14 protein-coding genes are annotated in these 13,801 nt (G+C 69.8%); 5 read left to right on the forward strand and 9 right to left on the reverse strand.

Annotated features, from left to right (window positions below):
* Position 1 precedes the first annotated feature (1 nt).
* Positions 2-166: a CG2302 family histidine operon protein gene (locus ON30_RS40195; RefSeq protein ID WP_501040346.1), complete on the forward strand. Its 165-nt coding sequence runs from the start codon at positions 2-4 to the stop codon at positions 164-166.
* Between the two features lie 10 nt (positions 167-176).
* Here the strand turns inward: ON30_RS40195 and ON30_RS25420 are convergent, their stop codons facing one another.
* The 8 genes from ON30_RS25420 to ON30_RS25450 form a co-directional block, all read right to left on the reverse strand.
* Positions 177-941: an adenylate/guanylate cyclase domain-containing protein gene (locus ON30_RS25420; RefSeq protein ID WP_040710767.1), complete on the reverse strand. Its 765-nt coding sequence runs from the start codon at positions 939-941 to the stop codon at positions 177-179.
* Between the two features lie 526 nt (positions 942-1,467).
* Positions 1,468-2,283, reverse strand: a complete 816-nt coding sequence (locus tag ON30_RS25425; protein ID WP_040710768.1) for a DUF2705 family protein — start codon at positions 2,281-2,283, stop codon at positions 1,468-1,470.
* Entirely contained in the window at positions 2,283-3,266 is a 984-nt protein-coding gene (locus ON30_RS25430) for an ABC transporter ATP-binding protein (RefSeq protein WP_040710769.1), read from the reverse strand. Before ON30_RS25430 ends, ON30_RS25425 begins: the two co-directional genes overlap by 1 nt.
* A gap of 872 nt (positions 3,267-4,138) precedes the next feature.
* The gene (locus tag ON30_RS25435) at positions 4,139-4,459 is read right to left on the reverse strand and encodes a helix-turn-helix domain-containing protein (protein WP_040710770.1); all 321 of its coding nucleotides are present in this window, start codon (positions 4,457-4,459) and stop codon (positions 4,139-4,141) included.
* Positions 4,460-4,562: 103 nt separating this feature from the next.
* The gene (locus ON30_RS37775; protein ID WP_085999405.1) at positions 4,563-4,916 is read right to left on the reverse strand and encodes a type II toxin-antitoxin system RelE/ParE family toxin; all 354 of its coding nucleotides are present in this window, start codon (positions 4,914-4,916) and stop codon (positions 4,563-4,565) included.
* 70 nt (positions 4,917-4,986) lie between these two features.
* A complete protein-coding gene (locus tag ON30_RS25440; protein ID WP_083911658.1) occupies positions 4,987-7,782 on the reverse strand; it encodes a serine/threonine-protein kinase in 2,796 nt (931 codons plus the stop codon).
* Positions 7,783-7,785: 3 nt separating this feature from the next.
* Positions 7,786-8,766, reverse strand: a complete 981-nt coding sequence (locus ON30_RS25445) for a glutamate ABC transporter substrate-binding protein (protein WP_040710771.1) — start codon at positions 8,764-8,766, stop codon at positions 7,786-7,788.
* Positions 8,763-10,112, reverse strand: coding sequence for a GlnX family signal transduction membrane protein (locus tag ON30_RS25450; protein ID WP_040710909.1), 1,350 nt, complete (start codon positions 10,110-10,112; stop codon positions 8,763-8,765). Before ON30_RS25450 ends, ON30_RS25445 begins: the two co-directional genes overlap by 4 nt.
* A 133-nt stretch (positions 10,113-10,245) precedes the next feature.
* Here ON30_RS25450 and ON30_RS25455 point away from each other — a divergent pair, with 133 nt between their 5' ends.
* Entirely contained in the window at positions 10,246-10,917 is a 672-nt protein-coding gene (locus ON30_RS25455) for an NUDIX hydrolase (RefSeq protein ID WP_040710772.1), read from the forward strand.
* A gap of 47 nt (positions 10,918-10,964) precedes the next feature.
* Here the strand turns inward: ON30_RS25455 and thiE are convergent, their stop codons facing one another.
* Positions 10,965-11,663, reverse strand: a complete 699-nt coding sequence (gene thiE, locus ON30_RS25460) for a thiamine phosphate synthase (protein ID WP_040710773.1) — start codon at positions 11,661-11,663, stop codon at positions 10,965-10,967.
* A gap of 65 nt (positions 11,664-11,728) precedes the next feature.
* Here thiE and thiO point away from each other — a divergent pair, with 65 nt between their 5' ends.
* The 3 genes from thiO to ON30_RS25475 are packed head-to-tail and all read left to right on the forward strand — an operon-like array spanning position 11,729 to position 13,798.
* A complete protein-coding gene (thiO, locus tag ON30_RS25465; RefSeq protein WP_040710775.1) occupies positions 11,729-12,820 on the forward strand; it encodes a glycine oxidase ThiO in 1,092 nt (363 codons plus the stop codon).
* Entirely contained in the window at positions 12,817-13,035 is a 219-nt protein-coding gene (thiS, locus tag ON30_RS25470; protein WP_040710777.1) for a sulfur carrier protein ThiS, read from the forward strand. Before thiO ends, thiS begins: the two co-directional genes overlap by 4 nt.
* Entirely contained in the window at positions 13,028-13,798 is a 771-nt protein-coding gene (locus ON30_RS25475; protein WP_040710778.1) for a thiazole synthase, read from the forward strand. Before thiS ends, ON30_RS25475 begins: the two co-directional genes overlap by 8 nt.
* Positions 13,799-13,801: the final 3 nt, after the last annotated feature.

The following is a 13,801-nucleotide window of genomic DNA, read 5'->3' on the forward strand; positions in this document are numbered from 1 at the left end:
AATGATCAGCGTGTCCAGCGACGTCACCGTGCTCCTACTGCTCGCGCTGTCCGGATTCCTCCTCGGCGGCGCGTACTCCCTGTGGAAAACCGCGCGTATCCCCGCGGTGATCCTCGGCCTGTGCGGCCTGCTCGCCGCGGGCGGCGCGATCGCCTGGTGGCTCTAGCCCTGGGAGATCACGCCCCGGACAGTCGGAAGATCCGCAGATCCTCCGGAACGCCGTTGAGCGGCGCGGCGAAGAAACTGCGGCGATAGGGCTTGACGGCCAACCCCAACTCGCCGAGCGTGTCCTCCCCCAGCGCGGCGAGGGTGACCTCCGAGATCATCATGTTGCCGTTGCCGCCCGCTTCCATCACCCGCGCGGCGATCGTGACGTCGACACCGAGCCAATCCCCGCCGATCTCGCGCGGTGACCCCGTGTGCAGACCCACCCGCATCCGCGGCCGATAGCCGTTGACCTCGACCTTCTCCAGATTGCGCTTGGCCGCCGCCGCGGCGCGCACGGCGCTGTCGGCCGAGGAGAACACCGCCATCACCCCGTCGCCCATGCGCTTGACGACCTGCCCGCCGCGATCGGCGATCGGCGGTTCGATCGCCTTGGCGACCCCGCGCAGCAGATCCAGCGTCGCCTCGTCGCCCGCTGTGAGCGACCACCGCGAAAACGACACCAGATCGGTGAACATCACAGTTATCTCACGGTTACCCTTACCGCGCCCCACCCGCTCCAACGCCGCCTGCCACACCTGCAAGGCGCCGAACCCGATCTCCCGGGCCGCGCTGGGGGTGTCGCCGACCAGTTTGTCCGCCGCCCGCGCGACCGCCCGCGCACCGCCCGGCCCCGAAACCGACAGCGGGTCACCGAAAGCGGGATCGCCAGGAAGCTGGGTCCTGGCCTTGCGCAAGGCATCGATCACATCGTGTCGCTGATTGGCGGCGTTCATGAACGCCGCGAACTGGACCCGGCGAAATGCCTGGCCGGAGCGTCGCGTTCGCGACGATCTCGACGACGAGGACAACGGGATCGCGACTTCGGGCGACTCCACGCCGTCCGCCCCCGGTTCCGGACCGGACGCGCCACCGCCGGAAGGTGTTTCGCTCACGGACCGAGCGTAGCTCAGCCGCCGCACTGTCGACAGACCACCGATCGTCACCACCGGACACCTCCGGATCGAACTCGGGCGAGCACGTCGTCGGGTCGCCGATGGACAACGCTGGTGTTGCTGCCCAAATGCTACCGTCCGGTAGAGGAGCGGGTCGCCCGCCATCACGCAGTTTCCCGGAAATTCACGTAACCGCGACACACAACAAACGGCGGGCCCGGGTGACGCGAAGTCACACCGGACCCACCGGAAAGCGTCGCCACCGGGCAGTGGCGGCGACGCCCGCGGAGCGCGACGATCTCCCGACAAGACCGTCGACTCCGGCACCCGGGCGGCGAGGGATGCGACCCGGGTGGTCTCGGGAACGCTAGGCGTCGCGGCGGTTGACCACCACCAGCGCCGCCCCGAACACCAGCGCGACGAACACCGCGAAATACACCAGCCCGCCCCAAGCGCCCCAATGCCAGGGCAACTCGGTATTGGCGGTGCCGAGGAAACGCCCGGCGTTCTGGAAAGGCAGCAGCACCTGGATCTTCTGGCCCGTCTGCCCGAAGAAACCGACGATCGGCTCCACCAGCACCGGCCACATGATCAGCAGCGACAACGCCCCCGCGGACTGGCGCACCAACGCGCCCACGCCCACCGACAGGAACACGATCAACACGATGAAGATCGGCACCGCGTAGAACACCTTGTTGTCGCCGTCGGCCAAACTCAACGCCCGGCCCGCGTCACTGCCCGTCATCGCCTTGAAGATCAGGAAACTGACCAGCGTCAACACCGCCGACAGGATCGCCGCGAACACCGCGATCAGCCCGGCCTTCGCCACCAGCACCGACGTGCGGTTCGGCAACGCCAGGAATGTCGCGCGGATCGTGCCGAAACGGTATTCGCTGGTCACCGCCAGCGCGGCCAGGATCATCACCAGGATGTACCCCAACCCCGGGAACCCCGAGGCGATACCCGTGATGCCGAGCCCGGCGATGCCGTTGTCCGGATACGGGTTGTCCGCCACCGGCTGCTTACCGGCGGCGATGTCATCGTTGAACTGCTGCACACCCAGCTTGATCACCAAGCTGAACAGCGCCGCGATGCCCAACACCGACACGATCATCAACGCCGTGCACCAGATCGGCGACTTGGTCGACGTGAGTTTGATCCGTTCCGCGGCCAACACGCCCATCAGAGCGCCCCTCCCATCGCCGAGTAGGAACCGGGGACATTCGGACCGGGCGCACCCGCCGCGTCCACACCAGCACCGTGATACTCCACCGCACCGCCGGTCATCCGCATGAAAGCCTCCTCCAGCGAGGCGCGCTGCGGAGCCAACTCGAACAAGGTGATCTCGTTCGCGCCCGCCAACTTGCCCACCTCGTCGCTGGTGGTGTTCGTCACCAGCAACGCCGGGCCGCCGGCCGACTCGCCGTCCTCGCGCACCGTCATCCCGTTCGAGGTCAACAGGCTGCGCAACTGGTCCAACTGCGGGCTGCGCACCCGCACCGAGGTCTCCGAGGACTTCTCGATGAACTCCTTGGTCGTGGTGTCCGCGATCAGCCGACCGCGCCCGATCACGATCAGATGCTCGGCCGTCTGCGCCATCTCCGACAGCAGATGCGAGGACACCAACACCGTGCGGCCCTCACCGGCCAGACGCTGCATGAACCGGCGGATCCACAGGATGCCCTCCGGGTCCAAGCCGTTGACCGGCTCGTCGAACAACAGCACCTGCGGATCGCCCAGCAGCGCGCCCGCCAGCCCCAACCGCTGCGACATGCCCAGCGAGAAACCGCCCGCGTTCTTCCCGGCCACCTCCGACAAGCCGACCAGGCGCAGCACCTCCTCCACCCGCGACTTCGCGATCCCGTTCGAGGCCGCCATCCACTGCAGATGCGCGCGCGCCGACCGATTCGGATGCACCCACTTCGCGTCCAGCAAAGCCCCCACCGTGCGCAGCGGACTGTCCAACTGCCCGTAGGTCTTGCCCTGGATCAACGCGGTCCCCGAAGTCGGCCGATCCAACCCCAGGATCATTCGCATCGTCGTCGACTTACCCGCCCCGTTCGGTCCGAGAAACCCCGTCACCTGCCCCGGTGGAACGGTGAAACTCAGATCCTGAACCGCGACGGTCTGCCCGTAATGTTTGGTCAGGCCCCTCAGCTCGATCATTCCCCCAGCCTGCCCCATCCCCCTTTTTCTGGCGTCACCACAAAGTGTTCTCTTCCCTCATCCTCAGGTAGCAGTCCCCACCCCTAGGGGTACCCACCCGGTCCGGCATTCCGGGTCTTCATTCGAATACCAGAGGTGAACCGCGCCCTCGACCGCATAGCACTCCGGCCGCCCGCGATCACCAGGCGGAGGCCACGACCGAAACAACCAGTCTTGTTACGTACAAGTAGGTCTTTTACCTGCGGTAATAGTTTCACGGATTACGTTGCGGCAAACTGTCGGCACTGCCAATATGTGCTGGCGCGATCACCGCCGACGGGGGCAACAACCAGATCGCGCCCACTACACAGGGGAGCCGAATTGACCTACCCGCAGGGCCAGCAGCCATACCCACAGCAACCGCTACAGCCCTACGGCCAGCAATACCCAGTGCAATATCCGCCGCCGTACGGACAGCAGTACCCGCCGCAGCAGTACCAACAACTGCCTGTGCCCTACCCGCAGCAAGCACCCCACAACCGGCCAGGACCACAGTACGTGCGGCAGCAGACCGGGCACTCGGTCACCAAGCACGTACTCATCGGGCTCCTCTCGTGCGGATTCAGTCTCCCGTTCACGATCTACTACGCCGCGAGCCCGAACCACTACTTTCATGCGTAGCCACCACAGGCGGGCTACCCCACCCGGTGACCTCGCACGGGCCAGTGTCAGCCGCCGGCGAAGGCGGTGAGACGTCCCCGGCCACACGGGCCTGCGAGCCGGTACCGAACTCGGCCATAGTTGCGCCATCACCGACGTGATCCGCGAATAGACGCATTTGTTCGGACACGCGCGATCTGAGGCTGAAAGACGTTCGACGCGTGCGAACGTCGTCAGCTTCGGACGCCGGCGGTCGCTGGATCGAAGTCGACGGGAACGATGTTCACCTCGACGGTCAACCCGACTCGGCTCGCGAGGTTGACGAGCACGTCGATCGAGAACCTGCTGAGTTTGCCGTTCTTCAGGTCGCTGATGCGGGGCTGCGTCACACCGAGATTCTGCGCGGCCACACGCTGCGACCACCCGAACTCGTCGATGCGGTCACCGATGGCGACGAGCAGCATCGACCGAACCTTCAGATTCTCGGCCTGCGCCGCGGTGTCGGAGATGGCGTCGAAGACCGACGCGAATTCGTTCGTGTTGTCCGTGGTCATGGCGTTCGCCTCCGGGATGGGCGCTCGCCGCTGGCGGTTTCCCGGTTCAGGCAAGGCGAGCGCGGGGCGGATTGCACTGCGGGGTGGAGAAGTTCGCGGGTGATCATGATGTTCGGATGGCAGACTCGTCGACGGCTTGGCGATACCGCTTCCTCCCCGTCTCGAGCGCGATATTCGGGGTCTGGTTCGACTTCTTCCGAGAACAGTGGAGTATGCAGACCTTGCCCGCGAGTTCGGCGACGTAGAGCACTCGGTACCAACTGTCGTTCTCGGCGATACGTATCTCCCATACTCCTCGACCGATATCGGACATCGACTTCGCCCCTGGTGGAGTGTCGCCGATCTGTACCAGATAGATGTGATGCCCCGCGTCACCACGGGCTTCCTCGGGAAAGTCGCGCAGTTCGTCGAGGGCTCGGCCGATGAACCTCACCGGTTTGGGGGTTTGCGCTCTCACCGGCTCGACTATACACAATTTTGTATACGCGCAGCTGGGTGCGGCTTTCCGACGAGGGACCAACTGGGGTTCAGAACCAGGAGGTGGCTCGGATGGTGTTGGCGAGGTCTACGAGGGCGTAGCGGTGGGCGCGGTCGGGGGCGCGGCGGGCGAGGGTGCGCAGGCCCTGTTCGGTGCCGGTGCGGAGGTCGCGTTCGGTGAGGGGGGCGTCGAACAGGGAGGTGGTGGGGTCGGTGGGGGTGTTGCCTGCGCGCAGCCAGGCCAAGGCCGCGCCGAGGACGAGGACGCGGAGTTGGGGGACGCGGTTCTCCGAGGGCGGCAGGGCGGCGACGCGGGCGGCGGCGATGTGGAGAGTGGATTCGTCCAGGTCGGCCACCGGGCGCGCGGTGAGCAGGAGCCAGACCGCGGTGAGGCGGGCGGTGGCGTAACCGCGGGAGGAGGCGGGCACTTCGTCGAGGGCTTCGACGGCTTCGTCGACGCGACCCGCCGCGGCGAGTTGGCGGGCCAGGCCGAAGGCGGCGCTCACGACGGCGCGGTCGGTGCGCCACACGCTGGCGTAGAAGCGTTCGGCGTAGGCCCGCCACTGCTCGTGGTCGGCGGAATCCCATTGTTGCAGAATCAGTTCCGCGGTGGCGGCGAGGGCGAGTTTGGGTGCGATCTCGCCGGGGAGCACGCGTAGCACGGCGTCGAAGGCGGCGAACGCCGGTTCGTATTGGTGTTCCAGCAGTTCGGCCTTGCCCGCCAACCAGTCGGCGCGCCAGTCGAGGGTGTCGAGGTCGTCCAACGTGTCGAGTACCGCGGTGGTCTCGCCCAGTTCCAGGCGGGCGGCGGCTTCGGCGAGCGCGGCTTCGAGGGCGAGGGTGGGCGGGGCGTTGTCCGGGTCGGCGGCGGCGCGCTCGGTGGCCTCGGCCAAGGCGTGCAACGCTTGTCGCGGGTCGGGGACGACGCCGGCGGCCAGCAGCGGAGCGGCCGGATCGGTGGGGTCGAGCAGCGGCGTGGGCAGCGCCGCGACGATGTCCTCGGGTTTCAGCAACGCGCTGCGGCCGAGGCCGTCGGCGTAGGCGTCGGTCTGGGAGATCAGTTCCTCGGTGCCGAAACTGGCGCGCTGCGGGCCGAAAACCGTGGACAGTTGCGGATGTTCGGTACCGCTGTCCAGCGACAGTACCTCGCGCAGAACCCCCGCCAACTGGGCCGACATCGCGCGGGCCGAGGCGAAACGCCGCTCCGGTTCCGGGTCGGTGGCGCACAGCAGCAGGCGGTGGAAGAACTCGTGACGGGCCAGGATCGGCTGGTCGGCCGGGTCGGGAATGCCGTCGGCGTAGCGACCGCGCTCCATCGGCAGATTCAGACTCAGCACGGCGAGGGTGCGGCCGACGGTGTAGATGTCGGAGGCAACGGTCGGGCCGGTCTTCTCGATCTCGGGAGCCTGGAAACCCCTGGTGCCGTATAGGTTTCCGTACGCCTCGATGGTGGCGACCGCGCCGAGGTCGATCAGTTTCACCTGATCCTCGGTCACCATCACGTTGTCGGGTTTGAGGTCGTTGTAGGTGAGCCCGATCGAATGCAGGTATTCCAGGGCGGGCAGGATCTCCAACACGTAGGCGATCGCCTCGGCGACCGGCATCCGCGCCGGGCGGGCGTAGCCGTCGAGCATCGTGCGCAGGGAACGACCGCCGACGTACTCCATCACGATGAACCCGACCGGCGCGCCGTCCGGTCCCGCGTGCTCGACGAAGTTGTGGATCTTCACGATGCTCGGATGCGCGACCTCCGCGAGGAACTGCCGCTCGGCCACCGCGACCGCCTGCGCTTCCGCGTCACCGGCGTGCAGCAGGCCCTTCAACACCACCCACCGGTCGCTGACGTTGCGGTCGATCGCCAGGTAGATCCAGCCGAGCCCCCCGTGCGCGATACAGCCCTGCACCTCGTACTGGCCGGACACCATGTCCCCCGCGCCCAGCGACGGCCGGAAGTCGAAGGGAGCGGCGCATTTCGCGCACACCCCGACGGTCGTGGCGGGCCCGGTCACCGACGCGCGACCCACCGGACTTCCGCACCGCCAACAGAACCGCTTGCCCTCCGCGACGACGGGATCGGACAGGACCGCCGCCAGCGGGTCCGCCGGAGCCACCGCCGGGATGGTGACCAGACCCGCACCCAGTCGGCGCACCGTCGGACGGGAACGGGCCGTGCGCACGCTGCGCCCCGAAGTCCGCAGCGCCGCACCGGAATCGCGTTGCGAACCCGATCCGCGCGGGGAGTCCGAACCGGACTGCCACTGCTGGGTGGAGCCGGAATCGCCGGGGTTCTCCGCGGCGGCGTGCCGGGGGCCGCTCGGGCCCGCCGGTCCGGAATCCGGTTCGCGGAACCATGCGGCGGTCCCGGCGTCCGGATCGAACGGGACAGCGGATGTCGCCGGACCTCCATCGTCCTCGCGAGCGGTCAACGCGGTCGGCGGTGGCTCGTCGGACTCTCGCGGGGTGAATTCCGTCGCGGGCCCTTCGCCTCCCGTGGGCAGAACTCGCGATTCAGGTGCGGCCCGCGGCTCGAATTCGGTCGCGGCATGGTCGTCCTCGGTGAACCCCTCACCACCCGTGCCCGGCCTGTGCCGGGGATTCAATTGGGTCGGCGGCCCGCCGAACTGCTCGGGCGACGGTGACTCCGCGGCTTCCGGTTCGGACCAGAAACCCAGGTAGAGCGGTTGGGTGGATTCCTCGGGCGGGTCGGGGAGCACCGGTTCCGGAACTCGCGGCGCGTCGGCCTCGCGTTGACCGGACACGACTTCGGACCACCGGATGGTGGGGACGGCGAATTCGATTTCCGGGTTCGGCTCGTCGGCGGAGGGCCGTTCGCGATGCTCACTCATCGTTCAGTCCTGGTAGACCGGCGTCGGAGGGCCCGCCGCGTCGCCGAGGCTGGACAGGTAGCGGTCGTAGAGCTGTCGCCAGGTGCCGTCGGTGCGCAGGCGTTCGAGGGTGCCGTTGACGAAGCGGACCAGATCGTCGGCGTCGCGCGGGATTCCGATGCCGTAGGGCTCGGGGCTGATGCTCGCGCCGACCAGTTCGGTGTAGGGGTCCTGGGCGGCGAGGCCGGCGAGGATGGCGTCGTCGGTGCTGACGGCGTCGACTTGGCGTTGTTGCAGGACCACGAGGCAGTCGGCCCAGGTGGGGACGGTGAGCAGGGTGGCGGCGGGCTGTTCGCGGCGCAGCCGTTCCAGCGAGGTGGTGCCGCGCACCACGCACACGCGTTTGCCCGCCAGGTCGGCGACACCGGTGATGCCGGAGTTCTTCATCGCCAGCACGCGCTGGTTGGCGCGCAGGTAGACGGTGGAGAAGGCGACGCGCTGGCGGCGTTCGCAGGTGATGGTCATGGTCTTGGCGACCAGGTCGACGGTGTGGTGTTGCAGCGCGTCCTCGCGTTCGGCCGAGCCGAGGCTGCGGAACTCGACGAGGTCGGGGCTGCCGAGCAGGTCGCGGGCGATCTCGCGGGCGATGTCGGCGTCGAAGCCGACGATGGCGCCGGTGAGCGGGTCGCGGAAGCTGAACAGGTTGCTGCCGGTGTCGAGTCCGACGATCAGCCTGCCGCGGGCGCGGATGGCGTCGAGGGTGGCCCCGATCGCGGAACTGCCCGCGCCGGTGGGCCGCAGGCTGGCGGTGGGGTCGCCGCAGGGGACGTCGTTCTTGGACGGCAGCGGCATATCCGTGAGCAGCGGAACGGCTTTGGCGGGCAGCGGCGGTTCGGTGTAGTCGCCCGCGGTGGTGGGGGCGGCGGGGTCGGTGTCGCCCGCGCACCCCGACAGCGCCGCGGCGGCGACGAGGACGGCGGCCAGTATGCCGCACGCCCGCCTCACCGGTACTCCCGCAGTCGCGGCCACAGTCCGACGCCGATGGCGGCGACGGCGAGGAAGGCCAGCGCGGTCGCGCCGGGGCCGAGCAGGGTCAACGAGTCGGTGGCGGTGGCGATCCGGCCGCGCAGGGTTTCGCGGGTGCGGTCGAGTCCTTCGTCCAGCGCCCGGTCCAACGCTTCGACCTGCGCGGCGGCGTCGGCGCCGCCCGCGCCCGTGGCGACCACCGACGCGCCTTGGTAGTCGCCGCGGGCCAGCGCCTCGTTCATTCGCTGGTGGGCGGCCCGCCAACGATCAAGGGCGGCACGGGCGTCGGTGACGGCCGCGGCGGCGGGTGCGTCACCGGGATAGCCGTCGAGCAGTTCGGTGAGTCGGGCGACGCCGGTGTCGAAGATGCGGTCGTAGTCGCCGGTGGCGTCGCGGCGCACCAGTTTCAATGTCTCGGCCGAGCGGGCCTGCTGGGTGAGGATGCGGCTCTCGGTGAGGCGGGACGCGGGGACCGCGCCGTGGTCGCGGCCTTCGATCATCGCCGCGGCCGACACCGACCCGGCGATCACCGTCCACGCCAACAGGATCGACATCGCCGCCGAGGCGACCAGCAGTCCGGCGTTGAGGGTGCGCCGCCAGCGCGCGGCCACCTCGACCTGCGCCCACACCAGTGCGGCGAGCGCGACGATGATCAGTCCGATCGCGAACCAGGGCGGGCGCACGTGGTTGCGCTGGGCGACGTCGACCGCGTCCGAGCGCAGGTCCTGGAGTTCCTCGGCCATCGGCAGCAGCGTCGTCTGCATCTGGTTGGACGCCTCGCTGAGATAGGCCGCGCCGACGGGGTTCCCGAAGCGGTTGTTGGTGCGCGCTGTCTCCACCAGGCCGGTGTAGACGGGCAGGCCGGTGGCGATGCCGGTGCGCAATCGGGTGTCGACGGAGTTCTCGGGGCGGTCGTGACCGGCGGTGCCGGAATGGATGACGACCTCCGCGGCGGCTTCGCCGACGGCTTGGGCGTAGCGGTCGCGCACCGTCTCGGGTTCCACGCCGCCGGAGATGAACGCGGTGCTCGCGGCGGCGTCGGCGATCGACAGCGACGTGTACAGCTTGTGCGCGGAATGCGAGTCGGGTTCGGTGTCGGCGAGCAGCACCTCCAGCGCCGCCTGCCGTTCACTCACCGTGTTCGAGGTCACCGAACCCGCTCCGAGACACAGTCCGATCAGCAGCAATCCCAAGGCGATCAGCTTGGCGGGCGAGGAGCTCGCGAAGGTGCGCAGTTCGTCCGGGTCCAGGTGGACGCGCGAGACCGCGGCGGGCAGAGTCGCCAGAGTCGGGCGCGTAGCCACCGTCTCCCCGGTCCGAGCCATGTGCACCTCCGTGGGTCCGCGCCACCCGTGGGCGCTCGCGTCGCAGTTTATTGTGGTCGTACCGGTGCCGCGGCTCGGGCGACCCCCCTGCGGTGGATGTGCCGGGGTCGCGGCTGGATGAGGATGGGTAGCGATGCGTGGTGACGGAGACGGTTGGTCGCTCGGCCCGGACGGCATGCGGCACTGGGGGAAGTTCGGCGCAGCCGGGTTGTTGCTGCGCGCCCCGCTCGCGGGCGGCGGTGTCGCCGTCCTGCTCCAGCACCGCGCGCCGTGGAGTCATCAGGGCGGCACCTGGGCGTTGCCCGGCGGCGCGCTGGACAGTCACGAATCCCCGACGACGGCCGCGGTCCGCGAAGCGTGGGAGGAGGCCGGTATCCGCCCCGACGACGTGCGGGTGCGCGGCGAGCGGGTGACGGCGTCGGCACCCAGCGGTTGGATCTACACCACCGTCGTGGCCGACACCACCGAACCCTTGCGCACCAGCCGCAACCGCGAGAGCACCGAATTGGCTTGGGTTCCCGAGGACGAGGTGGCCGACCGGCAGTTGCATCCGGGTTTCGCCGCGGCCTGGCCCGGGTTGCGGGCCGCGCCGGCGCGGGTCAGCCCGGGGGACGACGAAGAACTCGCGGCGGCGCTTCCCCGGATCGTGGATCTGGCCGAGGACGGGTTCCTCTGGCTGCATTCCGAACCCGACGGCCCTGGCGCCGACGCGCGGATCGTGGACACCGCGGCGGAGAATCCGGTGGACGCCGTCCCGTCGGAGGCCGCCGTGCTCGCGCTGACCCGCTCGCAGATACTCGGCTGACCCGCCCCGACGCCGGTCCACTCCCCCGCACACGCTCCTCACGTCGATCAGCCGGCCTCCACCAGCGCGGACTTGAGCGCGCGCGCCGCGGCCTCCGGGTCGTCGGCCTCGGTGATCGCGCGCACCACCACGATCCGCCGCGCGCCCGCTTCCAGCACTTCGGGCAGACGCTCGGCGTCGATGCCGCCGATGGCGAACCACGGGCGGGTGGGGTGGGCGTCGGCGGTCGAGCGCACCAACTCGACGCTCGCCGCCGCGCGGCCCGGTTTGGTCGGGGTGGCCCACACGGGGCCGGTGCAGAAGTAGTCGGTGTGCTCGTCGATGGCGGCCAGACCGGCTTGGGCCCGGTTGTGGGTGGATCGTCCGATGACGACGTCGGGGCCCAGCACACGCCGCGCGTACCAGGGCGGCAGATCGTTCTGGCCCAGGTGCAGGACGTCCGCGCCCGCGGCGTAGGCGATGTCGGCGCGGTCGTTCACCGCGAACAGCGCGCCGTGCCTGCGCGCCGCCGATTTCAGTTCGGCCAGCGCGCCGAGTTCGGCTTTGGCCTCGAGCGGCCCGTACTTCGCCTCACCGGGCGACCCCTTGTCGCGCAACTGGATGATGTCGACCCCGCCCGCGAACGCGGCCTCGGCGAACCTGGCCAGATCACCGCGCTCCCGACGCGCATCCGTGCACAGATACAGCAGGGCACTGCCGAGACGGTCCCGAGGTGACAGGGGTCGCTTGGGTTGGGAGGGTTGCACGCCCTCGACCGTAGCCGCGCTACCGTGGGGATGCGAACAAGGAGGCCAGAAGGCAGGTGGAACGAATGCGAACGCTGGCCGTCGTCGGTGGCGGGGCCGTCGGTCTCGCGCTGGCCTGGCGGGCCGCCGACGCCGGATGGTCGGTGACGCTGTTCGATCCCGCCGTCGCCTCGGGCGCGTCCTGGGTGGCGGGCGGCATGCTGGCCCCGCTGTCGGAGGGGTGGCCCGGCGAGGACGGTGTGCTGGCCTTCGGGGCGGCGTCGCTGCGGCGCTGGCCGGAGTTCGCCGCGCGCCTGGACGCGGTGACCGGCACCTCGGTGTTCGTCGCCGAACAGACTCTGACCGCCGCGCTGGACGGGGCCGACGCCGCCGATCTGCGCACCGTGGCCGACTGGGTCGGCGAACGCGGTCACGAGATGACGCTGCTGGACCGCGCGGGCGTGCGAGCACTGGAACCGGCGCTGGCGCGCACCGTGCGGGCGGGTCTGCTCGCCCCCACCGAACCGGCCGTGGACAACCGCCTGTTGCTCGCCGCCCTGCGCACCGCCTGCGCTCACGCGGGCGTGCGGGTCCGCGCCGAGCGGGTCGAGGACCTGGATCTGCCGTTCGATCGGATCGTGCTGGCCGCGGGCGCCGCCTCCGCGCGTCTGGCCCCCGAACTTCCCGTGCGACCGGTCAAGGGCGAGATCCTGCGACTGCGGCGCCGTCCGGGTGCGGTCCCCGCCCCGACCAGGGTGATCCGCGCCCGCGTGCACGGCCGCCCCGTCTACCTGGTGCCGCGCGCCGACGGACTCGTGGTCGGAGCCACCCAGTACGAAGCCGGATTCGACACCGCCGTCACCGTCGGCGGCGTCCGCGACCTGATCGCCGACGCCGAGACGGTGCTGCCCGGCATCTCCGAATACGAACTCGCCGAGGCGAGCGCGGGTTCGCGCCCCGGAACCCCCGACAACCTGCCGCTCGTCGGCGCGCTCACCGAGCGGGTGCTCGTCGCCACCGGCCACGGCCGCAACGGCATGCTGACCCTGCCGCTGACCGTGGACGCGATACTCGGACTACTCGCGGACCGACCGGTTCCCGAAGCGGAATCCGCCGACCCGCAACGCTTCTCGACGGCGGCGCGGCCGACCGTCCCGTCCGCAGGAGGAATACGATGACCGCCACATCCGTCCCCATCGGTGTCACCGTGAACGGGGAGGACCACGAATTCGCCGAACCGCTCACCGTCCGCGAACTGCTCGAACGGTTGGCGCTGCCGTGCAAAGGCGTCGCGCTGGCCGTCGACGGCGCGGTGTTCCCCAAATCGCGCTGGGACGAACAGGTCGGGCGCGGCTGGACCATCGAGGTGCTCACGGCGGTCCAAGGTGGCTGAGCGCGCCGACCTACCGCCGCTGCGGATCGCCGACCGCGAATTCGGTTCCCGCCTGATCATGGGCACCGGCGGCGCGGAATCGCTGAGCGTCCTCGAGGAGGCGCTGATCGCCTCCGGCACCGAACTGACCACCGTCGCGATGCGCCGCGTCGACGCCGCGGGCGGCACCGGGGTCCTCGACCTGCTCAAACGCCTCGACATCACCCCGCTGCCGAACACCGCGGGCTGCCGCACCGCCGCCGAAGCGGTGCTCACCGCACGCCTGGCCCGCGAAGCCCTCGACACCCACTGGGTCAAACTCGAAGTGGTCGCCGACGAACGCACCCTGCTGCCCGACCCCGTCGAATTGCTCACCGCCGCCGAACAACTCGTCGACGACGGCTTCTCCGTGCTGCCCTACACCAACGACGACCCGGTGTTGGCCCGCAGACTCGAGGAGACGGGTTGCGTGGCCGTCATGCCGCTCGGCGCGCCCATCGGCACCGGACTCGGCATCGGCAACCCGCACAACATCGAGATGATCGTCGCCGAGGCGAAGGTGCCCGTCATCCTGGACGCGGGCATCGGCACCGCCAGCGACGCCGCGCTGGCGATGGAACTCGGCTGTTCGGCCGTCCTGCTGGCCACCGCCGTCACCCGCGCCCGCCACCCCGCCCTGATGGCCGCCGCCATGGCCGACGCCGTCCGCGCCGGCTACCTCGCCCGAGAAGCAGGCCGCATCCCCAAACGCTTCTGGGCCCAAGCCTCTTCCCCCGACCGCTGACCG

Origin of the sequence: Nocardia takedensis NBRC 100417 (genome assembly GCF_000308695.1) — a bacterium.
Classification (GTDB): Bacteria; Actinomycetota; Actinomycetes; order Mycobacteriales; family Mycobacteriaceae; genus Nocardia; species Nocardia takedensis.